The sequence below is a fragment of the Singulisphaera sp. GP187 genome, from assembly GCF_900129635.1.
Classification (GTDB): domain Bacteria; phylum Planctomycetota; class Planctomycetia; order Isosphaerales; family Isosphaeraceae; genus Singulisphaera.
On record NZ_FSRB01000001.1, the window covers coordinates 3436111 to 3461609 of the forward strand.

The window sequence follows — 25499 nt, forward strand, 5'->3', positions numbered from 1 at the left end:
AGAATTGAGGGCAACCCGGGCATCGCCCCCTTGAATCGACGGCCCTTCCAAGTCCCTTTGACGACTCCATCATAGGCGAGACCGGCGCGGGGACGCATCACCAAATCCGGAAAAGGACCGGCGCGACGCGCAATGCCCCTTTTGGACTGTCGTTTACCCCACCGTCTCCATGACGATCGTCATCTCCTCATGGCCGCCGTGCTCCAAGATCCTCAGCCCGCCGTCGACGCCCTTGCTCGCCAGGTTGATCGCGTCGGTGGTCTGGGTATAGGGCTCCAGCGAGATCACGTCGTCCTCGCGGGGCGGCGTATACACGACCAGTTCCCGGAAGTTGCGATCGAAGCTCAGTCGGAACTCCGCGGCCAGGTTCTGGTCGACGAGCCGGCAGACGCAACGGTCGCCCTCGAACGCGAGCCCGGTCAGGACGTCGTCGAGTTGCAACCCTTTTCGAGGTTGCCCTTTGCGGAAATCGACCCGGGCCTCGACCTCGCGCCGTTCCCCGGTCGGCAGGAACTGCTCGAGCACCCACTCCTTCGAGGCAGGGAGAATGACTTGCGTCTGCTCCGAACCGCCACCGGGTGCCAGGGGAAGACGGAAGTACGGGTGAATCCCGAACCCGTACGGCAGCTCGCTGGCCGTCGGGTTATTGACTGTGATCGTCATCGTGAGGGTCCGGCCGGCGAGTGCGTAGCGGACCTCCAGGACGGCATCCGTCGGCCAGTTCTCGAGCATTTTGGGAGTCGCCCGGGAAATCTGATAGCGCCCCGTCAACGAGGCCGCCGACGCGTCTGCCTTCTCTTCGATCACCTCCCAGGGGGCGTCGAGCGCGAAGCCATGGATGGCGTTGGGAGCGAGGCCGACCGGCAGCCGAAAGGTTTTTCCATGAAACTGAAACGTCGCGTCCCGAACCCGGTTGGGATACGGAAAGAGGATCGGAACTCCGTTGCGGGCCGGGTTGCGCGGCTGATCGGCCCAGTTGGCCTCCGACACGATCACCGGACGGACCTGGCCGGCGACCGGGAGCCGGAGGTCGAACAGGTTGAAGCCGTAAGAGGGCAAGATCGACGCGGACGAACCCGTTGCGTCATCGTGCAGGGTGTAGACCTTGCCACCGCCGCGTGCCTCGGTGCTGACCCGGTACGCCATGATTGGGAAAACCTCGTGCCTTTGAGCGTCGAAGAGAGGGAAGCGGGCGCGGAGCCCGGACTTGCAACCATTCGATCGCGAACGGCGCAGGATTGCAAATGTCCGTCGGTCGCGTAAGATTCGGATTCGTTGTCACGCACCCCCGGAGCTTCCGAGATGCCCAGTTTCGCCGCGGATACCCTGACCGCGTTTGTCACCCGTCTCTTCACGGCGGTAGGGGTCCCAGAAAATGAGTCGGCGACGGTCGCCCGGAGCTTGGTAGGCGCCAACCTCCGCGGCCACGACTCGCACGGCGTGATGCGGGTCCCCCAGTACGTCGATTTCCTGAAGAATGAAGCGTACCGGATCGGTGTCCCGCTCAAAGTCGTGAGCGAAACCCCCGCGGTCGTCGTCTGCGACGGCCAATGGGGCCTTGGCCAGGTGCAGGCGCATCGACTCTTGAACCTGATCATGCCCCGCGCCAAGATGCTCGGACTGGCGGCGGGCACCGCGCGCGACTGCGGCCACATCGGCCGCCTCGGCGAGTATGCCGAACGGGCGGCCGACGAGGGACTCGTCCTGCTCGCCACGGTCAATAACTGTGGCGCCGGTCAGCGCGTCGCCCCTCCCGGCGGGCTCGAGCCCCGCCTCGGCACGAACCCCCTCTGTGCCTCCGTGCCGACCGACCACGAACCGGTCGTGCTCGATTTCGGCACCAGCGTGGTCGCGGAGGGGAAGGTCCGGGTCTACCACATCAACCAGAGACCGGTCCCCGAAGGGTGGCTCCTCGACCCGCAAGGACGCCCCACCACCGATCCGTCGGTGCTCTATGAGAAGCCGCTCGGGTCGATCCTCCCCATGGGAGGAACGCAGGCCTACAAGGGATTCGGCCTGAGTCTCGTGCTCGACATGCTGTCGGGTGGGCTCTCGGGAGGGCGGTCGAGCCACCCTGACGCCCCCCCGGTCAAGGGGAACAACGTCGTCTTCCTCGTCCTCGACCCCGAGCGGTTCTCGGGCCGCGACGCCTTGGTCCGCGAGTCGACCCAGGTGGCCGACTACGTGCGGAATACCCCACGCGCAGCCGGCGTCGAGGCCATCCTCTTACCGGGTGACCCCGAGCGCAAGACCCTCAAGCAACGGTCGGCCGAAGGCGTCCCGCTTGAAGACGCACACTGGGCCAAGCTGGCGGAACTGGCCGAGCAACTGGGTGTCGCGGTCCCCGAACTGCCGGCCGGTTCCCCCTGACGGTTTGACTTCACTTCGTCTTAGAACGCAGAGCCGGAAAGGAGGCGGACGTTCGCGTAGGGCGTGAACTCCGCCGTCCGGATGATCCCCTTGACCCCCAGTGATTGTTCCTTGAACTCATGATGCGGAATCTCGTCGACATCCACGTCGCCGACGATTTTGAGGATCTCCTGATACAGCTTCGGGCTGAATTCCGTGATCTCGCTGGCGACGGTAATCGATTCGATCACGAGTTCTTCCGCCACGGCGCGAAGCACGTCGAGGAACCGCGGAATCCCCGGCGTCAGAGTCAGGTCGATCACGTGTCCATCGGGAGGAAGGGGGTAACCGGCATCCACGATGAGTAATTCGTCCATGTGTCCCAGCTCGGCCAGCAACGAACAGATCGCCGGGTTGAGGATGCCACCTTTTTTCATCAGTACAAATTCCTTATCGGCGCGGAACCTGCGTAAACACATTCAGGTTCGATCGAGAACGATGAACTGGTGCCACGCCCACCGAATCCAGTATAACCGTTCTTTCCGCCGGCCTCCACACCATTGACCGGGGGAAGGAGCCTTGATGACCCGGCCGACCTGGCATTCGCCGATCCTTGCGTGCCTCAGCTTACTCGCCCTGATTCCCGCGGTGACTCTGGGGCAAGCCCCAAACTCGTTCAACGGACGACCGCCCAACGGGATCGACGAACTCCGAACCGCCGCTTCCCGCTGGCAAAAGCGGCCCGGCCCCAACCGGCTCGTGGTCGACCAGGTCTGCCTGGTCCCCGACTTCGCAACCTTCCTCGAAGCGATCGCGACCTGGGATCAGGAACACTACTTCCCGATCCTGATCGACGACATCGAACTCTCGTTCAAATTCCTCCGCGCATTTCAACCCGCCCGCATCGTGCGGTTTCCTCGCAAGGCCGAGGCAATCCCCAACGATCAGGTCTGGACTCGGGTCCTCCATGCCGTCGGGCATGCCTGGAGCAAACAGAACGAGCAAGATCCCGCCCCCTTCGCGGGAAACGTGGTCCCCAAGGAGTTGGGCGCAACTCCACCGGGCGTCGTCCTTTCCGAACCAGACAGCCCCTCGCTGGCCGGCGCGGTGGCTCTGGCCGCGGGGCGATTTCAACCGATCCTCCGCTGTGACGTCGAGCCCCGGTTTGGAGACGTCCTCACAAGCGATGAGGCGAGCAAGCTTGCCGCGTCGCTCGAGTCCAAGGTCGCGGATTGCATCCCGAACTTTCGGGGGCTGGGGGACGACTGCGACTTCGTGACCCTGGCGGGTGACTGGCCGTACCGATACAACCCAGTGTCGGCCCAGGAAGGCCCCAAGGCGTTCGATGACTTGATCGGGAGATCGGGCGGCGGCCGGATGCGCTGGGCGTTTGGCGGCCGGCTCATCGGCGATGCCTCCGCCAGCGTCTACCGGGCGATGTGTAGCCTGTTCCTCGAGCCGAAATCGGCCCTTCTCATGAACACATACGATGAGAAGGAGCGGAACTGGGCCCCCTATGCGATGCGCGGAGCCTCGAAAAGCCTCGCCCGGCTCCTGCCGGTCACCCACCGCTCGGGCGATCGCGCCAATCTCGCGGGATGGCACCAGACCTTCGACCCGGTCAATCGCTCCGGTCTCGTCATGATCAACAGTCACGGGGAACCGAACCGGTTCGGCCTGGTGGGAGGCTACGGCCTGGTGGGGGACGTGCCGCAGACCGAACCGGCGGCCGTCCTGATGATCCACAGCTTCTCGGCCGCCGAACCGAACGACCCGAACACGGTCGCGGGGCGCTGGCTCGCCAACGGCGCCTTCGTCTTCTTCGGCTCGATACACGAGCCGTTCCTTCCCGCATTCCGGACCCCCGAGCTCGTCGCGACGCTCATCGAGGCGGGAATGCCCTTGGTCGCCGCGATGCGCCAGTCGCCTTTTGAGGCGCGTGGCGAACCGTGGAAGCTGGTCTTCCTCGGCGATCCGCTCTACCAGGTGAAGTCGGCAACCCGGCCCTCGCCCTCCCGGCTCGCCCCGAAGGACTGGCCGGCCGCCGCCTCCTGGCCTCGCTATGCCGCGACGCCTCAGCCCGCGGCCGATGCCTCGAACGACGCTCGACTGATCTGGGCCGTCCAAACGGCGGTCGCCCAGCTCGAGCACGCGTCCGGTGGATCGCCCCGCGCCAACCTCGCCGAAGTCCTCACGGCGATCCAACGGCCCCAACTCGGGCCGGGCTTGACGCCCTTTTTCGACGCCCTCTTGGCGGACGCACTGCTCCAGAAGAACCAGCCGGGCGAGTTGGGCACCCTGCTCGCCCTGATTCCGACGGCCGAGCGTTCCCCGGCCGTCACGCGGATCCTGGAGACCTGCCAGTTCCTGATGTTGGAGCACTACCTGAAGCGCAGGGAGTTCGCCAGGGCCGAACGGGTCTGGAGCGACTTGATTCGCTCGGAGCGACCGCCCGACATCCTCGAGCAAATCACCGGCCGAATGAGTGTGCTCGCCGATTCCCCGACCCACCGCGCCGCGTGGCGAGCCATGCTGATCGCCATGGGCCGCCGGCTGAAAGACACCCCGGCCGAACCCGTGATCGAAGCCGAACGCCAGCGCATCGAGAAGATCCGCTGAGCCGGTCCAACCCAAGAAAAAAAAGACGGGGAGGAAGCCGTCGCTCCGGCTCCCTCCCCGTCTTTTTTCTTGGGTTCATTCGTTGTGGCCGATTCGATCAAGGGCGGGCGAACGGCAAGGTGAGCGACGCTCGATGCGGACCGGCGAAGGCCGCAACGACTTCGGGGAGCGCCCCCAGATGAAGGTGAACTAAACTGCCGATCGCGTGATGATGATAGGAAATGTCCCCCTGCGTCGTGAGCGTTCCGAAGCAACTGGGGCAATCCAACGGATCGGCCCCGGGCAGCAGACGCCAACGCCCCGACTTGTAGCCCCGCACGGTCGTTCCCTTGGGCCCGAGCCAACCGTCGCGGGTCAAGGTCCGTGTGACCGGCATCGGCAGTCGGGGGATCGCCCGAACCTCGGCGTCGAACGGCAAGATCCCGGCGCCCGGCACCCGGCGATCTCCGAGGATCATGGTGCGACCGAGATAGGCCGTCCCTCCTCCTTCGGAATAGATCCGTTGCCCTCGGCAGACGTGCGACCGAAGCGCCGCGATCAGGCTGAGGTTCTCGGTCAGGGCGTCGGCATGCCGGTCCGGGAACCCGCAGCCGATCATGACCAGGTCGATCGCCTCGGGCAGCGACTCGTCCCGGAGTGGCGAGAACTCGACAAGCTCCGCCCCCAGGGCCTCGAGTGCTTCGAGCGTGTCGGGGAAATAAGACCCAAACGCCTCGTCCTGCGCGTAGGCGACCCGAAATCGACGGTAGGGCAACGGCTCGGGCTCGGCCGAGACGGAGGGGAACGGCCGGCTCTGTGCCAGGTTTCGGATCGCCCCGAGGTCAGCGAACCGCAGAAAGCTCGCCCCCAGCTTGCGGAACAGGTCGTCGTCCAGGGGCTGGTCCCGAGGCGATTGCCGGATCGCGGCCCGCACTTCGGGGAGCGCTTCGACCGCGCCGAGGACCGGCTTCCGCGCCATCAGAGTGACCAGGTTGCGGTACGCCTCGTAATCGTCGGGGTTCTCCAGGCCGTCGAGCAGCACCGCATCCACGCCCGCGGGCAGGTGGGGCAGATGAAATTGATCCAACGGCAGGCAGGAGACCAGGGCCACGACCGGAAGGTCGAGGGCCTCGGCAATCGGCGCGAGTCCCCCGGGTCGATCGTGCTGCGCACTCTCGAGAGGCGCTGTCGGCTCCTCCAGCGTCCCTTCGACTAAACAGAGGTCGGCTTGCCGCGCCCCTCGCAAGAAAAGGCGGCGACAGACGTCGTCGGGCATCAGCCAGGCATCAAGGTGCCGGCCAGGAAGCCCCGTGACCTGTCCGACCGCCTCGGTCCCGAACGGACAGGCCCGTGATCGAAAGTGTTGGACTCGCCAGCGCCGATCGGTCAGGCCGGCAAGCCACGCCAGGCTCGCCGGCGAAGGCTCCGGCCCAGACGCGGGGGTCGCCAGGGCCAAGCGGGGTTGGAAGCCCATAGATTAACCGAATTCCTTAATATAACGGAGGGAGCGTAACCGTCGAAATCGCGTCCATTGCAGACGCGGACCCCATGCCTCGAACCAACTTACGTGCAGGCAAGGAGTGTTGGGGACGGAGGCGCACCCAAGGTCCGGGTACGACATAATTATCGCGAGTGATTGAATGATAGAGACATGGCCCGTGTGGTCAAGCCCGACTCATGTCCACCCCGGTTTTCACCTTGTCGCTTTGTCGACTTTGAGCTAGCTTACCGGCCCCTGGATCGATCCATTGAAATGGAACGTTTGGATCGGTCAAGGGCCCAATCCGTACGATGCGACACGCGAATTCGAAAGCGAGCCAAAGGATGCGTGCGACCTGGGCAGGATGCCTGGCGGTGGCCTTCGGCGTGCTCTGGATTCCCGGCTCGACTCGGGGCGGCGAGCCGGCTCCGGCCACGCCTGTCCCTCCCGCGGCGGCGGCCCTCTCTCCGCCCTCCCCCCCCGCCGAGCCCGATCCCGAGTTGGCTGAGGCCGCGAAGGTCCTCACCGAGACCAAGGAGCGTCTCGACAAGCTGGGTAAGCTCTCCGAGAAAGAGGCCCCCTCCTCGACCAAGGCCCTCAAGGTCGTGCTCGAGGATCGGATCGCCCTCCTGGCGGCCATGGAAGAAGCCGCCAAGGCACTCAACGAGGCGAAGAACCCCAAGAAGACCCCTGAGAGCCAGGCCGCCGAATGGAAGACCGACCTGGAGCGGATCACCGCGCAGCTCAAGCAGGCGGTCGAACAGCCCGACGACTTGCTCCCCTCGGTCTTCCGCAAAGCAACCGACAAGGTCGCCTCGAACGCGATCCTGGCGGAGATGAATGAGGCCATCGATGGCGCCAAGAACGACCTCAAGAAGTGGCAGGCGCGGCTCGACAAATTCCAATCGAACGCGGCAAGAAAGTCAGCGCACCCCCTCACGGCCCTGCAGGCGGAGCGCGACGCGATCCAGCAGCGGGTCGCGGCCCTGCCCCCGCGTCAGACGGAACGCGAGGCCGAACTGGCCGACGCCAAAACCGATGACGAGCGTTTGCTCGCCTCCGAGCGCCTGGCCAACATCGGCTGGGAGACCCGGGTCGAGAATAATCGGCTCCAGGCCCAGGAAGCCAAGATTGCCCTCCAGTCAAAGTTGACCGACCTTGAAGTCCTCGATCAGCAGGTTTGCGGGGCGCACGTCCGGAAAGCGTCCAAGACGCTTGAGCTGATGCAGGCACGCTACAAGTTTTTAACCGACCGCCAAGAAGACCAACTCAAGCGGGACGCGGCCAGCGAACAAGCGCGCGCCGCGAAAACGGTCGATCCGCTCGCGCGGTATCAGAGCCGCGCCAAGGCGGCCCTGCTCGAACTCGAGGCCGAGGCCCTGCGGTACGAAAAGGCGCTCGCTTCGAGCTCGTCCCCCTCGCTGGAAGAACAAACGAGCCTGGCCGATCGCGCGGTCACCGACTTCGAGAACATCAAACGACTGCTCGACGATGACCTCATCAGCCAACTCGACGCCCTCCGCCTGAATAACGACTTCCGCCTCATTGGCCCACAACGTGCGAAGATCGCAAGCCAGGACCTGAAGCAAGCCGCATGGTGGTCGACCCATTACGATAACGCCCTGACCAGCGTGGAACTCGACCAGTTCAACGACCGGCGTAACGACGAATACGAACACGAGACCCTGCTCGAGCAGATCCCCAAGTCGCGCTGGTCGGAAGCCACCGCGCTGTTCGCGGACCTCGATCGGCAACACGAGCTCCTGCTGGCACGGAACCGGGTCGTGCTCGAAAAGCTCGCCAGGCGGGCCGAGCAGACTCACGCCCAGGTGGTCCGCCGGCTCCGCGCGCTCGACGACCAGTACGGCTTCATCCGCACCCATATCTTTTGGTTGCGCGACCAGGAGCCGGTCGGACTGGCCACCCTCGTGCAGGCAAAACGCGAGACGTTCCTCGTGGGCAAGTCGCTGATCCGGCTGGCCCAAGAGGCGGGCGATCGCCAACTCTGGGGCCGGGTCTCCGTGGAATTCGTCTGTGGTCTGCTCGGCCTCCTGATCCTCGTCTTGCCCCTGCTCCGGCTCCGCAAACGGCTCCTCCGCATGTCAGGGGAGACCCAACGCCTCGGCGCCGGGATCGTGGTCTGGCGAGGGATCCTGGTCAGCATCGCCTACTCGGCGATCCTGCCGAGCTACATATGCCTGATGGCCTACACCGCGCGGCAGGCGGCCTGGCCGCGGACCCTGGCCGTGCCGGTCGCCTACGGCCTGGCGATGCTGGCCCCCCCCGCGTTTATCGCCGGCCTGGTCCGTTGGATGCTCCGCCCCAAAGGCTGGGCCGAAGAAACCTTGAAAGTGCCGGCGGAGGTGACCCGCCAGCTCTGCACGACCGTCCTCGCGCTGCTTGCGGCGGGAGTCCCGCTGCTCTTGCCGTCGTGGCTCCTGACCCGAGGCTGGCTCACTCCCGAAGGGCGGCCGGTCGCGTCCGGATCGCTCGGCCAAATCCTCGGCCTGGTGTTCGAGCTCATCGTGTGGGGCGTCGTCTTCCGACTGGCCCGGGGTCGCTCGCCCTTGATTCAGTGGCTCCAGCAATTCCCCACCCGGCTCGGTTGGCTGACCAAGCGACGACGCACCCTCTGCTGGTCGGTGCTCGCCGCGATCGGCGGGGTGATCATCCTCGATGGCGCGGGCTACAGCCACTCCGCGCGCCGACTGGCGCTGGGGGCCGGCCAGGGCCTGGTCGTGCTCAGCATCTGCTTCTGCGTCTACCGCATGGTCCTCACCGCGATCGACCACCACGCCTGGCGTTGGATTCGGGTGGGCAACGCCCAGCTCGGGATCGAGGCCCCCATTGACGCGACCATGCCAGACGACCTGGCACTCCGGCTCCGCCAGATTACCGCTTATCTGACCCCGGTGCTGGCGCTGGTGCTGGCCGCCTGGATCTGGGACATCGACTGGGCCTTCTTCCGCTTCATCGGGTCGCAACCGCTCTGGAATATCGACTCCGCCACGCCGCCGGTCCGGGTCGGTGACTTCACCAAGTTTGCCCTGGCCATCGCCCTGACCCTGGCGCTCTGGAAACACATGAGCACGCTGTTCGCGCTCGTCGTCTTCCCGCGAATGCGTGACGATCCCGGTGTCCGCTTCGCGGTCGTGACCCTCTGCCGTTACGTCGTGCTGGGGATCGGCGTGCTGTCCGGCCTCTCGGCGATCCATCTCGGCATGGAGAAGATCGGCGTGGTCCTGGCGGCCCTGGGTGTCGGCCTCGGGTTCGGCTTGCAGGAGATCGTCTCGAACTTCGTCTGCGGGATCATCCTCCTGCTCGAACGGCCGATCCGCGTCGGTGATACCGTCACGGTCTCGGGAATGACCGGCAAGGTGGAATTCATCAATATCCGCGCCACCACCATCACCAACGGTGAAAACCTGAGCATCATCGTTCCGAACCGAGCCTTCATCACCAGCGACCTGGTCAACTGGACCCTCAAAGACCGGATCATCCGCGTCTCGATCCGGATGAAGATCGCGCACGGAACCGATCCTGACCGCGTCGCCGACCAACTCCTGAACATCGCGCGCGAAGACGCCGACGTCCTACGAAACCCGGTCCCCGTCGCGTTCATGGAGGACTTCAGCGACTCGGCGCTGAACTTCGTACTCCACGTCCATGTGCCCGACCCAAGCCTTGGCGCCCGCGTTCGCCACCGCCTCTTCGCCCAAATTCAGCGCCGATTCACCGCCGAGGGGATCGAGATCCCCCTGCCCCGCCACGAGCTGCGGGTCCACTCGGGCTTCGACTCATCCGGCCGAATCTCCCTGACCCCGATCGAGTTCCCTCGGTTCGATCCCCCCTCGCGAACTCCCCCGAATCCCAAACTCTCGACCCAACCTGCCCCTCCGCCCGCCGTCGAATCATGCAACCGCGGGGTCGACGAGTAACGGTTCTTCCAAAGCCAATCCGACACGCCTGCTGAAGTTGATCAGCAAGACGTGGCCAGCGAATTCCTTGGGTCGCAACGAGCCTCGGGTGGCAACACGCCACCCGAGGCCGCCCCATGGCTCGAGGGCACCGAGGAACGCGTCCAAACTCATCATTAAACACAAAAAACAACTAAATCCAACACATACACATTCGACCCATCCAGACGGGACAACAACCGACGAGGAGAAATGCCCCATATTGTGCAATCAGCGACCATATTGACGAACCTCCAATTTGATTAAATCTTGACATGCAAACAGACACAATATATACGCCTGCTGACGCAGTGTTCATCCCAGGGTCGCGTCCCTCGCTCGCTTTGGTTGCGGTCCTCGAATCTCCTCGCGGTATTATTGACTAAATCCATTGGTGTTAAGGTGGGGCTTCGCCCCACACCCGGATGGTCAGGTATAGGAAATAGTGAGACTCGGCCGGCAACCTGACTTCTGAGCTAGTATCTGGCAAGGACGCTTGGCTTTTGGGAAATGAGTGAGGAGAGAATGAAATACGTAATATCCGGATGTTTTTTTATTTTATTTTTGATCATAGCCATTTTTGCTATTAATTCGCTTACGGCTGATGGATTTATTGGACATTTGTCCGCGTACCTTCTAATTGCATGCTTCGTTCTGGTCGTTTTTGTGCTGTTTGCACTAATTGTGGCGAAGGTGTTGACGTAAACCGCCGATTTCTTGATCGCCTGGAGTCGGAGGACTACTAGTGGCCAGACACTCAGGATGGGCACGACAGGGATTCTGGGCAATTTATTGGGGTCGGCTTTTTGGCTATTCTCCCGAAACCTCCCAAAACTCCCCACTGAAGTGCTTGGCGATATGCCCGCCCCTTCCCCGCGCCGTCGCTCGACCGGGTGAAGCAAATCATCACATCACTCCCGCCTTCCAATGCAGGTTTCAAACCCGGCCCGATCGTCCTGATCGCCTTCTCTGACCACGGTGTGTGGGTGACGCGATCGTACGACAGAAGAGCACTCTCGCCCGCGGTCCAGAACGTACTGACGCTCCTTTCAGGATGACTCAATGCGCGCACAGGGTGCACGAACTGGATAATATCATCGTTGCCCTTGAGCCTGCATCGCCCGGCAGTCAAGCCTGTCCATCGGCAAACCGCGAACAAGCTCGTAAACGCCCGAGGCTTTCACCCAAACATCATTAAGATATACATGTTAGCAAAATTGCATATCGAGTGGCAGACTACGGCACAATGACCAACCGAAACTGCTGACCAGATTCAACGGCTTCTTGGAGGAACCGCTCGCAGAGCTGGAATTCCTCCAAAAGTTCCCTGTGATATCGTTCGAAATCCTGTGCCGAATGCGTGGGCAACTTGATGGCATCGCGGTTATTTTCAAGGTAACCACGGAGAGCCTGCATTGTTCTCAATCCCTGAACCGAGTCAAACCATTCGCCAGTTTGATCTCGAACGGAGAGCGGTTCACCTGTAATATCTCGGATTTCGAGGCCCGGCTCTTCCTCGCGTAAACCCTCGAAATACTCCATTTGCGCCATTTCGGAATCCGCAGCGGTAGACATCTCTGTCCAATCGAAATAACATGAAAGCTCAGGGACAGCAAGCGCCTTTGTTAGCAGATCCAGTTCGTCCGATAGACGCATCATCTTACAGCAGTCGTCGGCCGTCTCCTTGAATGGACGACAGCGGATCTCGAGTAAGCGCTCGAGATTCCCAGGGGGGAGGCCGCGATTGGCACTCCCGTCACTCCGCGCATCGGACCGCCCTTGGATCACTTCCGCTTGCGACGATCCGCTCGTTTTGCGTCGCGACGCCGTGCCCGCTCACGTGATTCCTCCAGGCGATGCGTCAGCACGTGTCCCGGATGGTTCCGAGCCCACCGATCGGGCAAGAGGTCCTCGACTCGTTCCGGGGCCACGCTCAGCGTCATCAGCACGTCCTTGACGTAGGCCCACGGCTCCAGACGATGACGCTTCGCCCCTGCCACTATCGTGCTCAACACCGCCGCTCGCGGTCCCGCATCCACATTCCCCAGGAACAACCAATTCTTCCGGCCGATGGCTTGGTCGCGGAGGCGACGCTCCGCCACGTTGTTGTCGATCGTCAGCCGGCCGTCCTCGGTGTAGCGGCACAACGCCTTCCACTGATTCCGCGCATAGGTCAGAGCCTGGCCCAACGCCGATTTCGGCAGCGACTGGTCCGCAAGCCGATCGAGGTCCCCTCGAAGCCGTTCCAGGATCGGCACCGCTTCTTGCGCACGCAGGGCCTGTCTCGCCTCAACGGACAACCCTCGGGCGCGATCCTCCACGTCGTATAACCGGCGGATCGCTTCCAGGATCAAACCCGCGTTCCCCGGCGACGACGACCGCGCATCGTAGAACTTGCGGCGGGCGTGCGCCCAGCAAGCGACTTCAAGGATCGCCGAAGGCGACCCGAGATAGAGTCCGTCATATCCGGCATATGCGTCAGCCTGAAGATAACCCGCGAAGCCGGCGAGGAACGTCGCCGGCCCGTCGCGTTTGCGACTCGCCGTATGGTCGTACACGTCGTAGGAATGATCCTCGTCCCCATGATAGAGCCAGAACCGTGTCGTCAGGCTCCCGGGAGCCTCGCCGCCCAGCGCCTTGACGGGGGTGTCATCGGTCCAGATCACCGGAGATTGGAGCACGAGCTGCTTCTGGAGGTCGTAGAGCGGCCCCATCAACTCGGCGGCCTTGCGGACCCAATCGCACAGCGTCGCACGCGGCAGGTGCAAACCGTAGCGAACCGAGATGTCCTCGAAGCGGTACAGGGTCAAGTGATCGATAAACTTGGAAATCAGCAATTGCGAAAGCAGACCCGCTCCCGCGATGCACCCCGGGAGCGGCCGCTCCGGTCCGTCGGGGCTTTTCACACCGTCGTGGCAGTGCGAGCACGCGTACTTGGGAAGGACGTGGACCCGGACCTCCAGGCGAGCCGGGATGAATTCGAGCTCACGCCGCTCATCCTCGCCGATGCGTGCCTTGGACCGGCCGCAGCATGAGCAAGTCTTGTCCGCCTCGGGCACGTCATGTTCGATGCGGACCTGGGGCAGGCGGCTGAAATCCAGCGTCCGCGATGGCCGGGACTTCCTCGGAGCGGCCGGCGTCGGGGCCTCCGGTTCGGCCTCGGGAGTCACCTCGAGGTCCTCGCCGAACGCGAAGAGATGACCTTGTCCGGGATCGTCGCATCGTTCGCTACGTCGCCCGTAGACATAGCGGCGGTACCGCTCCAACTCCTGGCGCAGGCGGTCGTTCTCTTGCGCCAACTCCTCATTGGCCCTGGTGGCTTGATCGAGTGCGGCGAGCAGGTCCTGGATCCGTTGCTGCATCGCATCGACGGGAGGGGCCGCGTCGCCAGAGACTGGCGGCGACGCGGGCGATTCGGGGCCGGATTGGGCATTTCGACCGAGAGGAATAGTCATCACTTGAATTATCGCATGCTCACCTCTGATTTCAAGTGGTTTTCCCGGGATTCTCCCTGTTTTTCTCAGGCCTCCGGTATCGTTTTCGTTGCTGGGCGTTCCCCAGGTCGATGCCGCCCAGGAGCATGGCGAGTTGGGCGGACCGGAGTTCGATCGGGGCGTCGGAGGAGGGCCGGAGGGGGACCTGGAACGAGCCGGCTTCGAGGCGATAGTACCAGATCGCCAGGCCATCGACATTCCAGTAGAGGATCTTGATGCGATCACGTCGGCGATTCAGGAAGAGGAAGAGATGGCCGGAGAGGAGCTCCTCCTGAGGGAAGGCTTGGCTGACGATTCCCGAGAGCCCGTCAAAGCTTTTTCTGAGGTCGACGGAGTCGGCGTGAAGGAGGATCCGCACGGTGTGTGGGACGCTCAACATGAGGTGTCCTCCATCCTCGCCGCGACGCGGGCGACGGTCTCGACGACCCGGCAGACGAGTTCGTCGCCCGCGGCGATGGGCAGGAGGATTCGTCCGCCGTCGGGGAGTCGGATGGTGAGGAATTCAGCGGAATCGCCGGATCGCGACTCGGGGGCGGCGGCGAGGATGACCGGCACGAATGCCGGTTCGCGAGCCGGAGAGGGGACAGGGCCAGGCGAATCCGAGGCGAGGCGTCGCTTCCAAGCGTGGAAAGACGCGGTCGAGATCCCTTGGCCGTGGCAGAACTGGCCGATGGTGAGACCGCTGTCGGACTGCTGTTGCAGTCGCCGACGCCAGAGGACTGGGAGGGCAGGATTGGCGGCACGTGGCATCTTCTGACTCCGGAGGACGAACAAAATGGTCCGTCTTCCAGGCTATCAGGCGGCACAAGACTGGCTATTTCGAGCGCTTACGATCTCGATCCAGATCGCAGAACCCATGTGGCCTCGCTCCTGATGCCGAAAACACTGCGGAAGCCGCTCTTCTGCCCGACGCTCCCGAACGAGATTCCGAACCCTGAGTCGACAACGCTTCAATCCCCGTGCTTAACGCTCCGGCCGAAGATCGGATTTTACCTGCAAATAACTGCAGTCGACAGCGCCGAGAACATCTAACTGACTTCGCCTTGATATGACCCTCCAGATGGTTTCTCCATGTGGATCCGAGGCCAGGCACCCAAGACAGGCACGAAAGGGATTCTGGGCAGTTTATTATGGAGTCGGTAGCCAGACACCCAAGGTGGGGAGGCCTGAATAGTGAACCCTGTCCGCAGTCACGCACTCAGCATCCCTAAATCTCTCAACCCTCCCTAATTAAGTGCCTGGCCACTTGCACCTGCACCGCACTCAGCATCCCTAAATCTCTCAACCCTCCCTAATTAAGTGCCTGGCCACTTGCACCTGCACAGGTACGGATGATGCCCGCCAGGAGAGGTAGATTGAGGACCTCCATCCGGAAGCCCTCATGCAGAAGCCCATCAACGTCGCCGACCTTTGGCGGGAAGCAGGGTAATGGGCCGCTCCTCTCGGCTTTAACCAGAGGCCGGGACGGACTCGGGTCGGTTCCCGCCCTTGCGTTCTGCTATTACCGCCTGAAGATGCTCGACGGGCTGGTTGAGGTCCGGAACGTCCTTGTCCCAAACCACCGGCACGCCGACCTGTCTGAAGAAGCTCTCCAGGCCGTCAGACCCGCCAGGCATCATAAGGCCAAGGATTCGACCCGAGGAATCCCCCGAATTCGCGAAGGCATGGAGGACGTGAGGGGGAACGCAGACGAACGCTCCGGGGCCGCACGGGGTCGGTCGGTTCATGTCGCTGACATAAAAGATGAACTGGCCGCTGAGGATGTAGAAGACCTCGGCTTCGGGGTGATGGTGTGGTTCCACACTTGCCTTCGGCGGTAACTCGGTCTCACTGATCATGAAATGGCCATTGGTCTGGGCAGACGAGACCTTGAAGGTCATCAAGCCGATCTTGAAAAGGATCTTCTCACCCTCGCCCGACTGCCTGATCACGGGTTCCCAACTCATCTACACCCCTTTTGTCGTGCGATCGATTACCCCCTCCGATCCGGGACAGGCAAGGGATCGGTCGAGCCGATGCTCCCCGACATTAACAGAGACCGTCATCAACGCCAATGAAGGTTTGCTTTGAACCGATCTTCGGCAGCAAGCGTCTTGACAGTTGGAATTGAGACGGAGTCGGTGGCCAGCCCCCCCCCCCCCCCCCCCCCCAAAAAAAAGGGGTGGGGGGAGGTGAATCAGGGGGCTTGGACAGTACAACGGGGTCTGCAGCCATGCACCCAGCTTCTCTAAATCTCTCAGCACACCCAAACAAGGTGCCTGGCCCTTAAGGGAGTCATCGGGAGCGGATTCAAGGACGGATGAACTCTGGGATCGCGAGCTGGACCAAGGTTATTTCGACAATTAAGTAGGGTGACAGCAGTTCTCTGACAATCACAATCCTCAGTCGAGCATTCTCCCAGACAGGAGGGTCGAAAAACCAATAAGGTGCCTGGCCAATTGCTCACCTCCTACTTGACCAGGGTTCTAGGATGTGGTTTGTTATGTTAATTCCAAATTCATTACACTCATAGAGTCAACGACTCATGGCGAGCGAGGTCTGGTCCGGAGGATCGATCGCGACCTATGTGGCTGGAGGCCCTTGCCCCCTCTGTTCTCTCAACCTGCGGGAGAGATTCCGGGAAATCGAGGCGGAGGAGACAGGAGCGAGGTTTGGGGTCGACGCATGCCCGCGTTGCGGCCTGGGGCGTACCGTGCCGGTTCCGGCCGACCTGGCTCCTTACTACGGGGCGTCGTATTACGGGGGACGGCACGGGCTGACGGCCCGGTTGTGCCTGCGCCGGCGGCTCCGGATCGTCGAGCGCATCGTGGGACAGGGGGCAGAGCCGAGCGCGGGGGCAGGTCGGTGGCTACTGGACTTCGGTTGCGGCGACGGCAGCTTCTTGGCCGAGGCTCGCGCTCGCGGGTGGAACGGCCGGGGGATCGAGCGGCATGGCCGGGAGCCGGTCCGGGACGGCCTGCCCGTGGTCTCGAGCCTTGCTGAGCTGGACGAGGGGATGCGGTTCGACTGCGCGACGCTCTGGCACGTCCTGGAGCATCTTGAGGACCCGGTCGGGGCCCTGGGCGACCTCAGGCGTTGGATGAAGCCGAGGGGCGTCGTGTTGGCGGCGGTGCCCAATTTTGGCTCGTGGCAGGCAAGGGCGACCGGCGCCTCCTGGATCCACCTGGACATCCCACGGCACCTGTCCCATTTCACGCCGAGCGCGCTGGCGAGGACGTTCGAGGCGGCGGGCTTCCGGGTCGCCGGAACCTTCCAGGGGGAGTGGGAGTACGACGTGATCGGCTGGTCGCAAAGCCTTCTGAACCGTTGGCTCGGAGGCCGCAATGAATTCTTCAAGGCGGCGTCCGGGCGGCCCCGCGAGACGACCAGCCGCTTCGGCCGGTTCCAGGTCGTCGCCGGCCTGGGCCTCTCGGGGCTCGCGGCCCTGCCGGCATGGGTCGAGAGCCGGATCGGGCAGGGCGGGACGCTGATCGTGTGCGCCCGGGCCGGCGAAGGATCAACGCACGACGATGTATAACCGCAAGAAGATCGTCGTCGTGATGCCGGCCTATAACGCCGAGGCGACCCTGGTCCGGACCTACCAGGAGATCGACCGGAGACTGGTCGACGAGGTCATCCTGGTGGACGACGCCAGCCGGGATCGAACCGTGGAGGTGGCCCGAAGGCTCGGCCTTCGGGTTCTGGTCCATCCCCGGAATCGGGGTTATGGCGGGAACCAGAAGACCTGCTACCTCGAAGCCTTGCGACTCGGCGCCGACATTGTCGTGATGGTCCACCCCGACTACCAGTACACCCCGCTCCTGATTCCGGCCATGGCCACGATGATCACGTCGGGCGTCTACGACTGCGTGATCGGCAGCCGGATCCTGGGCGGGCAGGCCCGATCCGGCGGGATGCCAACCTATAAGTATTATTTCAACAGGATGCTCACGCTGGCCCAGAATGTGTTGATGGGTTCCAAGCTCTCCGAGTTCCATACCGGCTACCGGGCGTTCTCGAGGGAGGTCCTGGAGCGGCTCCCTCTGGGCGAGAACTCCGACGACTTCGTCTTCGACAACCAGATGCTCGCCCAGATCATTGCCTCGGGCTTCCGGATCGGCGAGGTCTCGTGCCCGACGCGCTACTTCGCCGAGGCCTCCTCGATCGGGTTCCGGCGATCGGTGATCTACGGGCTGGGCGTGCTCGAGACCGCCTGGCGATATCGACTCCATCGCTGGGGCCTCCGCCGCGATCGGCTCTTCGACGAGGGAGGCCTCCGCCTCGACCCTTGCGGGTCCGACGGGTTGGGCGCTCCCTTATTGGCCGAGAACGGAGACCGGTATTGCCCGAAATGACCCAACAACCCACGACCGAGACCGCGGCCCTCGACTCACCCCGACCGTCCCGGAGTCCGATCGTCCGGCTCGAGGTCGCGTCGCTGACGCTGACGATCGCCTGCGGACTCGGGGCCTGGGCGGTAGGTCTACGGATGCTGGGGTACGATTATGACGAGGTCACTCGCGCCCACTCGGCCTGGCTGGCCTCGCAAGGACTCCGCCCGTATAACGACTTCTTCGAATGTCATCCCCCTTATTTCGCGCTGCTGGGTCCGCTGGTTCGGGGCCTGGCTCCCGTCGACATTCTCCAGACGCTCCGGGGCGTGGCGGCGGTGGGCAACTTGCTGTTCCTCGGGGGTCTTGCGGCCCTCGGGGCGTCCCTGGTGGGTACCGGGCGGCGATGGGCCTGGCTCGGTCTGGCCGTCGTGGCGTTTCATCCCGCCGTCCTCCAGTACCTCGTGGAATTCCGGATCGACGGGTGGGGTTATGCCCTCGCGGCCTGGAGCCTCTACCGCCATCGACGGCTTGCCCCCGATCGTTCCTACCGCGACTTCGAGGTTGGGATCCTCACTGGGATCGCCACCCTGCTGTTCTGCCCCAAGCTGACGATCTTGCCGGCGCTGGTCGTCGCGTTCGGACAGACAGGTTCCTTGAGGACGCCCCGGCGGGTATTCCGGTCCATCCTGGCCTACTCGGCGGGGGTCGGTGTTGCCGTCGGCCTTTTCGTCCTCTTCCTGACGTCGCAGGGAATCGACTTCGGCCGCATGTTCGAGTTGCTGGTCCGATATCATGCCGTCTCGGGATCCAACGCGAGCTTCCATCTCGGCCTGGCCCAGGGCATCCTCCAGCAGAAGGCGCTCGCGTGGCTGACGCTCGCCGGGGTCATCGCCTGGGCGATCGATCGGCTCCGCCGGAAGGCCTGGCCCGGGGCTTATGAGACGGCCTTGTTCGCCTGGCTGTCGGCGCAGGCCATACTCGTCGCCTATCCCTACAAACAGTATTTCGCGCCCTGGTTCCTGTTCGCCTCCACCTACCTCGGGGACCTCGGCCAGGGGTCTTCGACCTGGCTGGGGCGGGCCCGGATGGTCGCGTTCCTCGCGGCGTGCGTGGCAACCGGATTCGGGACGGTCCAGTCGGCCCTGGATTGGTCCCACCAGGACGAGGCCCGGTTGCAAGAAGAGCGGATCCGCTGGATGAACCAGGTCGCGGCCCCCGAGGACCGAGTGATCGGATCGCCACCGCTCCACCCGATCGACCGGCTCGACACCTTCTTCGTCTGGTTCAACACCTCGGACCCTGGCGGGTTCGACTCGGAACGCATCCTGTCGAGGCTGCCGACCTATCGGGAGAACGTCGCCCCGGGCCGGTTCCTCCAGGAGTTGGAGGCCCATCCTCCCGCCGTCGTGGCCATCGCGGGCGACTGGCGGATGGTCTCCTACACGGCGGGCCAGGTGGCTGCCCTTTCTCAGTTCCTGCCGAGGCGAGGCTACCGGACCATCCAGGTCGGCCCCGCCGTGTTCGCCGTCCGACCTGATCGTCTCGAGCAAGCCCGCCTGGCGAAATGACGGAGGCCCAAGACGGCTAGCGCCTCATCCCCATCAAAAGCCGAATCCCCCGCCAACTTCCGGCGCATGGTACGGGACGACCAGCCGAGCCATTTTGCAAGCTCGGCTGGCCTCCGTTCCGGGTTCGTCGTTCAGAGAGTCGCATATGCTGCGAAGTTCACGGGGCGACATTCGATTCGTACTTGACGATATAATCGAGCACCTTATCTGACCAGCCGTCGATGTGAACCCACTGGCCGTAGCCCACACCGTTCTGGTTGCTCGCGACGTTGATCAAGTAGCCCTTCCTCTGGGGGACGCCGTCCTGGCTCTGCTCGTCCGTGAGAACGATGAGACGATCGTGCTGCGGCAACCCCTTCAATGCAGCCCCCAACAAGGTCCCGTTGCTCGGCTGGGAGTTCAGGATCGCGTCACGAAGGCCGAAGCCACGACGAGTAGGGACCTCGATGCGCTGGTTGGAAAAGCTGAAGATCCGAACGTCGATGAACATCTCACGAGCAATCATGGCAAGCGAGCAACCCACATCCATTCGAGACTGCTCCGACCGTGCAGATAGCCTGGCCGCCATCGATGGCGAAATATCCACCAGGATGATGGTGCGACCCGCGATCTTCTCCTTTTCAGCGAAGCACTCGAAGAATTTGGCCTCCAACTCGGGCTCGAACTGAGGGTTGTGCCGCGCCGCGGCGATGAAGTTGATCGGCAGGAGTCGTCCGGCCTTCACACCACGAATTCCAGCACGGATATCCTCGTCGGCCACGCCTGCCTTGGTCATGTTTCGGACGTTGCGAAGCATGGCCAGACCGCCCAGATTGTTCTCAGCGAGCAGCCGCGACCACGAGGCCTTCTTGTCACCCCCCTTGGAAAGCTCGACTTCCCAGGTATCCGGCGTAGCCAGCTCGCCCTTGACAAGCTTGCGCCACAACTCGGCCTGAGCCTCGTCGGCAGGCTTGGGACGGGTGATTCGCAGGGCGTCGCGCAGCTTCACCGCCTTCTGGCCGCCGTTGTACTTGGCCAGTTGGTACTCGTCGAACTTACGGAAAGAGTCGCCCAGCCCACGCTTGACCTGCTTGGCCAGCGGCTCGTCCTGGTTGTCCTTCCAGTAGATGGACAGAAACTCGGCGATGTCGTCGGGCCGGAGAACGACGCGAGGGAACAGACCCTTGGCCTGCGTGCGGCCATCCTTGGTCCGCATCAGCTCGCGAGCGAGCAGGAGCGGAACATGGCGGAGGCGCATCTCTTCCTTGGCCTCAATGGCGACGCGAGCGACATCTTCAGCGGGGATCACTTTCACCAGCTCCGCAATCCGCTGGCCGATGGTCTGGCCGCCCTCGTAGAACTCTGACTCCCAGAGCAGGCAGGACATGACGGAGCGTTCGAGCTGAGCCAGCGAGTCGATTCGGGCGGCGGGAGCGCCTTCATGGGTGAAAATCTTTGGGAGTCGGTTCAGCGTAGCCATAAAAACACCCACATCAAAAGCGGGCGGAGTAGAACCGGAAAGGGGCTCGCGGGGTTTGGACCCGCCACCGGCAAGCCGGTGTCTACCAAAAAGTAACCCGATCCTGCACCACCACCCTGTTGCGGAAACCGTGCGGGGAAGGTTCGAATCAGCATTCCCTTTCGGGACTTTTGCTCGACCCATTGAGCGAATCGACTTGCGTCGATACAGGATTCGAACCTGTTACACAAAGTATGCCGATCCTGCACCCCCGCACGATGGTTCAAGCGGAGGGGGAAGAGACGATAAAGGAACGTACGTGCTCTACCAACTGAGCTACCGGCAGGTCGATCTGCCGGGCGGGACTCGAACCCGCGACCACGAGGTTAACAGCCTAAGTAACCCTTATCTGCACCACCCTCCACATTCTGAGAGCCGGGATGAACGTCGAAGGTTCGCATTCCAACTCTGATTTCTCACACCAACAACACACAAACAACTACAATCGTCTACTAAACTGAATCAATGGTCAGGCACCCAAAGCGGGTAAATCGGGGGGGGCCTGGATCGAAGTGCCTGGCCACTTGCTCCCGGAATCGTTGGACTCGGGATGACACCTCGGCCGATCGCGTCGAACCAGGGGGAAACGGGTTCGGCGAAGCTTTACGAGCAACGAACCCTTTGATTCCCTTTCCCCTTCGTTTGATGAATGGGTTCGTGTTTCGCGGAGGCTCGGCAAACTTGCGGGTTTCGGATTCAGATTCGCACGCAGGTCAACGCTTCGCTCAATGTCCAGAGTTTTTCTGCCAGCTCGAGGTCGCACGCGTAGGGGGCCATGCCCGTTTGGACCGTCATATCGCCTTGGATCACCTCGGCGATGTCGCAATCCTCGCAATAGACGCCGCCCATGCCGTCGAGCTGCGGGCTGGTCGCGCACCAGATCGTCGTCGCCGCCCCCTTCGGGATGTCCTTGAATCGGCGATCGCTCCCCGGATCTTGGAGGAGGCTGCCATCAGGCTGGCGGGACAGGCTGAAGCCCTTCAGGTCGTCCATGGTGAGGTGACGTGTCAAATCGGTCAGGATGCCGCCGGGATGCACCGAGAAGGCCCGAACGCCTTGCGCCTCGCCGCGCCGGTCGAGGCCCATGGCGAACAGGGCGTTGGCGGTCTTGGACTGGCCGTAGGCCTTCCACTTGTCGTAAGGCCGGCGATCGAAATTCGGGTCGTCGAAAACGACCTCGGAGAAGCGATGGCCGCGTGACGTCAGCGAGATGACCCGTGCCCCGCCGGCATGGATCAGTGCGGGCCAGAGCCGGAGCGTGAGCTGGAAATGGCCGAGATGGTTCGCCGAGAACTGGCTTTCATTCCCGCGGCTGTCGCGCGCGAGCGGGCACGCCATGATACCGGCGTTGTTGATCAGCAGGTCGAGCGGCCGGCCGCTGGCGAGGAAACCTTCCGCGAAGGCGTCGATCGACTCCGGGTTCAAAAGGTCGAGGGCCCCAAGTTCGACTCGTGGCAAGCCTGCGAGATTGGCGCGGGCTCTCTCAGCCGAGCGTGCGGGCACGATCACGGTTGCGCCTGCCTCGCTCAGGACGCGCGTCGTCTCAAGCCCGAGTCCGGCATAGCCGCCGGTGACAATGACGGTCTTGCCGGAGAGGTCTTGACCTCCGAGCACTTCCTCGGCGGTCGAAATGAATCCGAATTTCGACGGAATCGGCTTCTGCTGAGTGGTCATGATGATCTCCGTTTGATTCCATCAGAGGTTACCGCCGTGCAACGCGCCGAAGTGACGTGCGAGATTCAGCGCAATGAGGAGCGCCCCGAGTCCCAGGACAATGACGTCCCTCGTCCGGCGCAGTTCGAAGCGACCGACCCGGACGACCAACAGGTACGCCACGACCAGGTTGAACATCCCCCACAGGACGTTGACCGTCGCCGAGGATAGGCCCTTCCCCGGCGGCGTTGCGAACGGGGTCTGGAACGGGCTGCCCGACATGCCAGCCACCAGGTGGGGGATCGTGTTGGCGAGGAAGACGCCGCCGAAGAAGTAAGCAATATCGTGATACCAACGTCTCTCTGACTGCATGAAACCTCCATTTCCGTTGGGGGCGTGGGGGCGATCTTTCTGTCCTAAAGCCAGGACTTCGTCGCACGCCCAACCGCCTGAGGTGACAAAAACGAAACTTCCCGCTAGACTATTTGAGCAATGACTCAAGCAACGGAATAATTGACTATGGCCTCAAATAAGTCAAGGCCCCGCTCGGGGCGTGGTGCTCTGGAACCCCAGCGTCGGCCCGGTAAGGAGCGTGTCGCCGCTCTGATGGAGGCGGCCGCCACCGTGATCGCCGAGCGGGGCTTTGAGGCCGCGACGATGGCGGAGATCGCCTCACGGGCCGGTGCGCTGGTCGGCTCGCTCTACCACTTCTTCCCGAACAAGGAAGTGCTCGCCGACGCCTTAATCCAGCGCTATGGCGGAATCGTCGACGAGGCTTTCACCAGGATCGATCGCGAGGTCAGTGCGATGACGAACGAGTCGCTGGCGGACGCCCTGGTCTCTTTGTTGGTCGAGATCCAGGGGGAGTCGAAGGCCATGCGTGCTCTGCTGGAGGCCCGAGCCGAATTCTCGGCAAAGCGGCAGGAGTTCCGTGATGCGGCCCTCACGCGCATCGCCCGGACCCTGACGCTCCGATCGCCTCAGATCCCCCCGAGACGGCCGAGCACATGGCGGTGATCCTGCTGAACAACATGAAGGCCATGAAGGAATTCGCGGACGACCCGGGGGTGGCGACGGAACTGCGAGACATGACGCGGCTCTACCTCGCGAACAAACTCCAAGTGAAGGCCTGAGTTGAGTGGTCGGGCCACTGACGGCTGAGTTGGGTAGGCGGCTCAATCACCCGACACGGTTCCGATAAGCTGAAGCGTCTTGCCGTCCCGTTCGCCCTTGAAATACTTGTCGAGCAAGCGGGCGAAGACCGAATCCGTGGGCGAAACGTTCTCGAACAGGGTCGCGCAAGACTTCAGCTTCATGTCGTCGGGCGTACCGAAGATCTCGGATGCCGACCGCCCCTCGACTGCCAAGGCCGCCTCGGCGCACTCGACCAGACGTTGCCCGAGCAGTGGGTGATCCAGGTACGCCCTGGCCTCGGCGACGGACTTGATCGCATAGCGTCGGGACATCGAACTGAACCCCAGCCCCTCGATCTGCGGGAAGATGTACCAGATCCAGTGCGAACGCTTGAGCCCGCTCTTGATCTCGGCGAGGGCCTGGTCGTAATCAACGACTTGAGCATCCACGAAGCGGCTCAATTCGTGCGGATCATCTCCCGTTCTTTCTGCCATGGCCAGCCTCCGATCCGTCATTGGTCCCGTCTCTCGGTCGGACGCGCGGACTTTCACCGCCGCGTTGCTTTCTCGCCTACGGAGCGATCAGCGTCTGCTCTTCATCGTAAAGAAACTTCCGGTCAATGGTAGGGCCGCCGCTGCACAAGATTTCCATCGCTTTGCCGTCCTCCCCGTTACATCCAATTGACTCAAAATCCAAAACCATTTTCCTGTTCATGCCTTAACATTTCAATTCCGTACGCGTTCACGAGTTGGGACTTCTGTCGCTTCGGAACGCAGGGGCGCGAACCTTGGCCGGATCTGCAGGAGGGACCGGTTGGCCAACTCCGACGAGATCGTGGACGTATTGACGAATCGTCCCTTGGGTTGCCACTGTTGAATCGGTCAATCGACGAAGACCGGTGCTCGACGACCGGCTCAGCGCGCTCGCCGGGCGTCATTTGACAGGCATCACCTTGCGTGGCCGCGGCGATTGGACAAAACACTTTTTTGTCAGTGCCGCAATCGCGCTCATTGCCTGCGAGGGGACAAGCGGCAAGATCGGCCTACTGAAAGAGGCCCTTGATGCGGAAGATGGCGGCACGGGATTCTCGTTCAGCGATCTCGCCGCCAACCGGGCAGGGATTCTGCTCGCCCGCGCCTCGCCATATAATCTTGACTCAGCGCGGGCGATGCAAGCCCGGCCGGCGGTCGAATTCCCGATCGACGCCGTCTTCCCGGAAGCCGCTGATCTTCCCGAAAACCTGACGGCCGCCGAACTCCAGTCGCAATACGGAGGCATCAACGGCGTCGAATATGCCCGGGTGCTCGCCGAGATCGAGCGCCGACTTTCGGAATGCGTGGCGCTGAGGTAAGTCGCGACGAAAGCGACCGGTGGGGGATCGCTCGGGTGCCGGTCGCCCAAGGCCCAAGAGTTGGGCACGGTGTTAATAGAGAATCACTTGATGAGAAACGAATCC

General features: G+C 62.9%; 21 protein-coding genes. 9 read left to right on the plus strand and 12 right to left on the minus strand.

What is annotated here, in order from left to right; translation table 11 throughout:
* Positions 1–153: 153 nt before the first annotated feature.
* Complete coding sequence (locus BUS42_RS13435; RefSeq protein WP_074307351.1) at positions 154–1146, minus strand: aldose 1-epimerase; 993 nt, start codon at positions 1144–1146, stop codon at positions 154–156.
* A 156-nt stretch (positions 1147–1302) separates the two neighbouring features.
* On the opposite strand from BUS42_RS13435, the gene BUS42_RS13440 reads away from it, so the two are divergent.
* Complete coding sequence (locus BUS42_RS13440; protein WP_074307352.1) at positions 1303–2370, plus strand: Ldh family oxidoreductase; 1068 nt, start codon at positions 1303–1305, stop codon at positions 2368–2370.
* Positions 2371–2390: 20 nt separating this feature from the next.
* On the opposite strand, the gene rbsD is transcribed toward BUS42_RS13440, so the two are convergent.
* Complete coding sequence (gene rbsD, locus BUS42_RS13445) at positions 2391–2786, minus strand: D-ribose pyranase (RefSeq protein ID WP_015249798.1); 396 nt, start codon at positions 2784–2786, stop codon at positions 2391–2393.
* A 145-nt stretch (positions 2787–2931) separates the two neighbouring features.
* Between rbsD and BUS42_RS13450 the strand changes: the two genes are divergently transcribed.
* Entirely contained in the window at positions 2932–4968 is a 2037-nt protein-coding gene (locus BUS42_RS13450; RefSeq protein WP_074307353.1) for a hypothetical protein, read from the plus strand.
* Positions 4969–5065: 97 nt separating this feature from the next.
* Here BUS42_RS13450 and BUS42_RS13455 read toward each other — a convergent pair whose 3' ends face one another.
* Positions 5066–6421 (minus strand): cobyrinic acid a,c-diamide synthase, encoded by a 1356-nt coding sequence (locus BUS42_RS13455; RefSeq protein ID WP_074307354.1) that lies wholly within the window; start codon positions 6419–6421, stop codon positions 5066–5068.
* A gap of 350 nt (positions 6422–6771) precedes the next feature.
* On the opposite strand from BUS42_RS13455, the gene BUS42_RS13460 reads away from it, so the two are divergent.
* On the plus strand, positions 6772–10365 hold the full coding sequence (locus BUS42_RS13460) for a mechanosensitive ion channel domain-containing protein (RefSeq protein WP_074307355.1): 3594 nt from the start codon (positions 6772–6774) through the stop codon (positions 10363–10365).
* A gap of 1254 nt (positions 10366–11619) precedes the next feature.
* On the opposite strand, the gene BUS42_RS13470 is transcribed toward BUS42_RS13460, so the two are convergent.
* From BUS42_RS13470 to BUS42_RS13490, 5 genes are all read right to left on the minus strand, one after another.
* Positions 11620–12042, minus strand: coding sequence for a hypothetical protein (locus BUS42_RS13470; RefSeq protein ID WP_074307357.1), 423 nt, complete (start codon positions 12040–12042; stop codon positions 11620–11622).
* A 125-nt stretch (positions 12043–12167) separates the two neighbouring features.
* Positions 12168–13838 carry an IS66 family transposase gene (gene tnpC / locus BUS42_RS13475; protein ID WP_074306046.1) on the minus strand — a complete coding sequence of 557 codons (1671 nt, stop codon included), beginning with the start codon at positions 13836–13838 and terminating at the stop codon, positions 12168–12170.
* 31 nt (positions 13839–13869) lie between these two features.
* Positions 13870–14256, minus strand: coding sequence for an IS66 family insertion sequence element accessory protein TnpB (gene tnpB, locus BUS42_RS13480; protein ID WP_074306044.1), 387 nt, complete (start codon positions 14254–14256; stop codon positions 13870–13872).
* Entirely contained in the window at positions 14250–14627 is a 378-nt protein-coding gene (gene tnpA / locus BUS42_RS13485; RefSeq protein ID WP_074306042.1) for an IS66 family insertion sequence element accessory protein TnpA, read from the minus strand. The genes tnpB and tnpA overlap by 7 nt, the downstream gene beginning before the upstream one ends.
* Positions 14628–15325: 698 nt before the next feature.
* Positions 15326–15823, minus strand: coding sequence for a cupin domain-containing protein (locus BUS42_RS13490; RefSeq protein ID WP_074307358.1), 498 nt, complete (start codon positions 15821–15823; stop codon positions 15326–15328).
* Between the two features lie 578 nt (positions 15824–16401).
* Here BUS42_RS13490 and BUS42_RS13495 point away from each other — a divergent pair.
* The 3 genes from BUS42_RS13495 to BUS42_RS13505 are packed head-to-tail and all read left to right on the plus strand — an operon-like array spanning position 16402 to position 19758.
* The gene (locus BUS42_RS13495) at positions 16402–17394 is read left to right on the plus strand and encodes a class I SAM-dependent methyltransferase (protein ID WP_254053487.1); all 993 of its coding nucleotides are present in this window, start codon (positions 16402–16404) and stop codon (positions 17392–17394) included.
* Complete coding sequence (locus BUS42_RS13500) at positions 17387–18211, plus strand: glycosyltransferase family 2 protein (protein ID WP_083670186.1); 825 nt, start codon at positions 17387–17389, stop codon at positions 18209–18211. Before BUS42_RS13495 ends, BUS42_RS13500 begins: the two co-directional genes overlap by 8 nt.
* Positions 18208–19758, plus strand: coding sequence for a hypothetical protein (locus tag BUS42_RS13505; RefSeq protein ID WP_074307359.1), 1551 nt, complete (start codon positions 18208–18210; stop codon positions 19756–19758). The genes BUS42_RS13500 and BUS42_RS13505 overlap by 4 nt, the downstream gene beginning before the upstream one ends.
* 157 nt (positions 19759–19915) lie before the next feature.
* Here the strand turns inward: BUS42_RS13505 and BUS42_RS13510 are convergent, their stop codons facing one another.
* From BUS42_RS13510 to BUS42_RS13520, 3 genes are all read right to left on the minus strand, one after another.
* Complete coding sequence (locus BUS42_RS13510) at positions 19916–21217, minus strand: TROVE domain-containing protein (protein WP_074307360.1); 1302 nt, start codon at positions 21215–21217, stop codon at positions 19916–19918.
* Between the two features lie 735 nt (positions 21218–21952).
* A complete protein-coding gene (locus BUS42_RS13515) occupies positions 21953–22930 on the minus strand; it encodes an oxidoreductase (RefSeq protein ID WP_074307361.1) in 978 nt (325 codons plus the stop codon).
* 21 nt (positions 22931–22951) lie between these two features.
* Complete coding sequence (locus BUS42_RS13520) at positions 22952–23281, minus strand: hypothetical protein (RefSeq protein WP_074307362.1); 330 nt, start codon at positions 23279–23281, stop codon at positions 22952–22954.
* Between the two features lie 147 nt (positions 23282–23428).
* Between BUS42_RS13520 and BUS42_RS13525 the strand changes: the two genes are divergently transcribed.
* Together BUS42_RS13525 and BUS42_RS46010 are read left to right on the plus strand one after the other, a co-directional pair.
* Positions 23429–23926 (plus strand): TetR/AcrR family transcriptional regulator, encoded by a 498-nt coding sequence (locus tag BUS42_RS13525; protein ID WP_254053488.1) that lies wholly within the window; start codon positions 23429–23431, stop codon positions 23924–23926.
* Positions 23917–24042 (plus strand): hypothetical protein, encoded by a 126-nt coding sequence (locus BUS42_RS46010; RefSeq protein ID WP_256386142.1) that lies wholly within the window; start codon positions 23917–23919, stop codon positions 24040–24042. The genes BUS42_RS13525 and BUS42_RS46010 overlap by 10 nt, the downstream gene beginning before the upstream one ends.
* Positions 24043–24084: 42 nt before the next feature.
* On the opposite strand, the gene BUS42_RS13530 is transcribed toward BUS42_RS46010, so the two are convergent.
* Positions 24085–24537, minus strand: coding sequence for a DUF1810 domain-containing protein (locus BUS42_RS13530; protein ID WP_074311025.1), 453 nt, complete (start codon positions 24535–24537; stop codon positions 24085–24087).
* A 404-nt stretch (positions 24538–24941) separates the two neighbouring features.
* On the opposite strand from BUS42_RS13530, the gene BUS42_RS13535 reads away from it, so the two are divergent.
* A complete protein-coding gene (locus BUS42_RS13535; protein WP_074307363.1) occupies positions 24942–25394 on the plus strand; it encodes a hypothetical protein in 453 nt (150 codons plus the stop codon).
* Positions 25395–25499 lie beyond the last annotated feature (105 nt).

Excerpts from the sequence above, each read along its gene's own strand:
- BUS42_RS13440 (WP_074307352.1), top strand. The coding sequence starts at position 1,303 with ATGCCCAGTTTCGCCGCGGATACCCTGACCGCGTTTGTCACCCGTCTC.
- BUS42_RS13530 (WP_074311025.1), bottom strand. The coding sequence starts at position 24,537 with ATGGCAGAAAGAACGGGAGATGATCCGCACGAATTGAGCCGCTTCGTG.
- BUS42_RS13505 (WP_074307359.1), top strand. The coding sequence starts at position 18,208 with ATGACCCAACAACCCACGACCGAGACCGCGGCCCTCGACTCACCCCGA.
- BUS42_RS13435 (WP_074307351.1), bottom strand. The coding sequence starts at position 1,146 with ATGGCGTACCGGGTCAGCACCGAGGCACGCGGCGGTGGCAAGGTCTAC.
- BUS42_RS13510 (WP_074307360.1), bottom strand. The coding sequence starts at position 21,217 with ATGGCTACGCTGAACCGACTCCCAAAGATTTTCACCCATGAAGGCGCT.
- BUS42_RS13520 (WP_074307362.1), bottom strand. The coding sequence starts at position 23,281 with ATGCAGTCAGAGAGACGTTGGTATCACGATATTGCTTACTTCTTCGGC.
- BUS42_RS13450 (WP_074307353.1), top strand. The coding sequence starts at position 2,932 with ATGACCCGGCCGACCTGGCATTCGCCGATCCTTGCGTGCCTCAGCTTA.
- BUS42_RS13490 (WP_074307358.1), bottom strand. The coding sequence starts at position 15,823 with ATGAGTTGGGAACCCGTGATCAGGCAGTCGGGCGAGGGTGAGAAGATC.
- BUS42_RS13515 (WP_074307361.1), bottom strand. The coding sequence starts at position 22,930 with ATGACCACTCAGCAGAAGCCGATTCCGTCGAAATTCGGATTCATTTCG.
- rbsD (WP_015249798.1), bottom strand. The coding sequence starts at position 2,786 with ATGAAAAAAGGTGGCATCCTCAACCCGGCGATCTGTTCGTTGCTGGCC.
- tnpB (WP_074306044.1), bottom strand. The coding sequence starts at position 14,256 with ATGTTGAGCGTCCCACACACCGTGCGGATCCTCCTTCACGCCGACTCC.
- BUS42_RS13500 (WP_083670186.1), top strand. The coding sequence starts at position 17,387 with ATGTATAACCGCAAGAAGATCGTCGTCGTGATGCCGGCCTATAACGCC.
- BUS42_RS13455 (WP_074307354.1), bottom strand. The coding sequence starts at position 6,421 with ATGGGCTTCCAACCCCGCTTGGCCCTGGCGACCCCCGCGTCTGGGCCG.
- tnpA (WP_074306042.1), bottom strand. The coding sequence starts at position 14,627 with ATGCCACGTGCCGCCAATCCTGCCCTCCCAGTCCTCTGGCGTCGGCGA.
- BUS42_RS46010 (WP_256386142.1), top strand. The coding sequence starts at position 23,917 with ATGGCGGTGATCCTGCTGAACAACATGAAGGCCATGAAGGAATTCGCG.
- tnpC (WP_074306046.1), bottom strand. The coding sequence starts at position 13,838 with ATGACTATTCCTCTCGGTCGAAATGCCCAATCCGGCCCCGAATCGCCC.
- BUS42_RS13525 (WP_254053488.1), top strand. The coding sequence starts at position 23,429 with ATGGCCTCAAATAAGTCAAGGCCCCGCTCGGGGCGTGGTGCTCTGGAA.
- BUS42_RS13495 (WP_254053487.1), top strand. The coding sequence starts at position 16,402 with ATGGCGAGCGAGGTCTGGTCCGGAGGATCGATCGCGACCTATGTGGCT.
- BUS42_RS13460 (WP_074307355.1), top strand. The coding sequence starts at position 6,772 with ATGCGTGCGACCTGGGCAGGATGCCTGGCGGTGGCCTTCGGCGTGCTC.
- BUS42_RS13470 (WP_074307357.1), bottom strand. The coding sequence starts at position 12,042 with ATGATGCGTCTATCGGACGAACTGGATCTGCTAACAAAGGCGCTTGCT.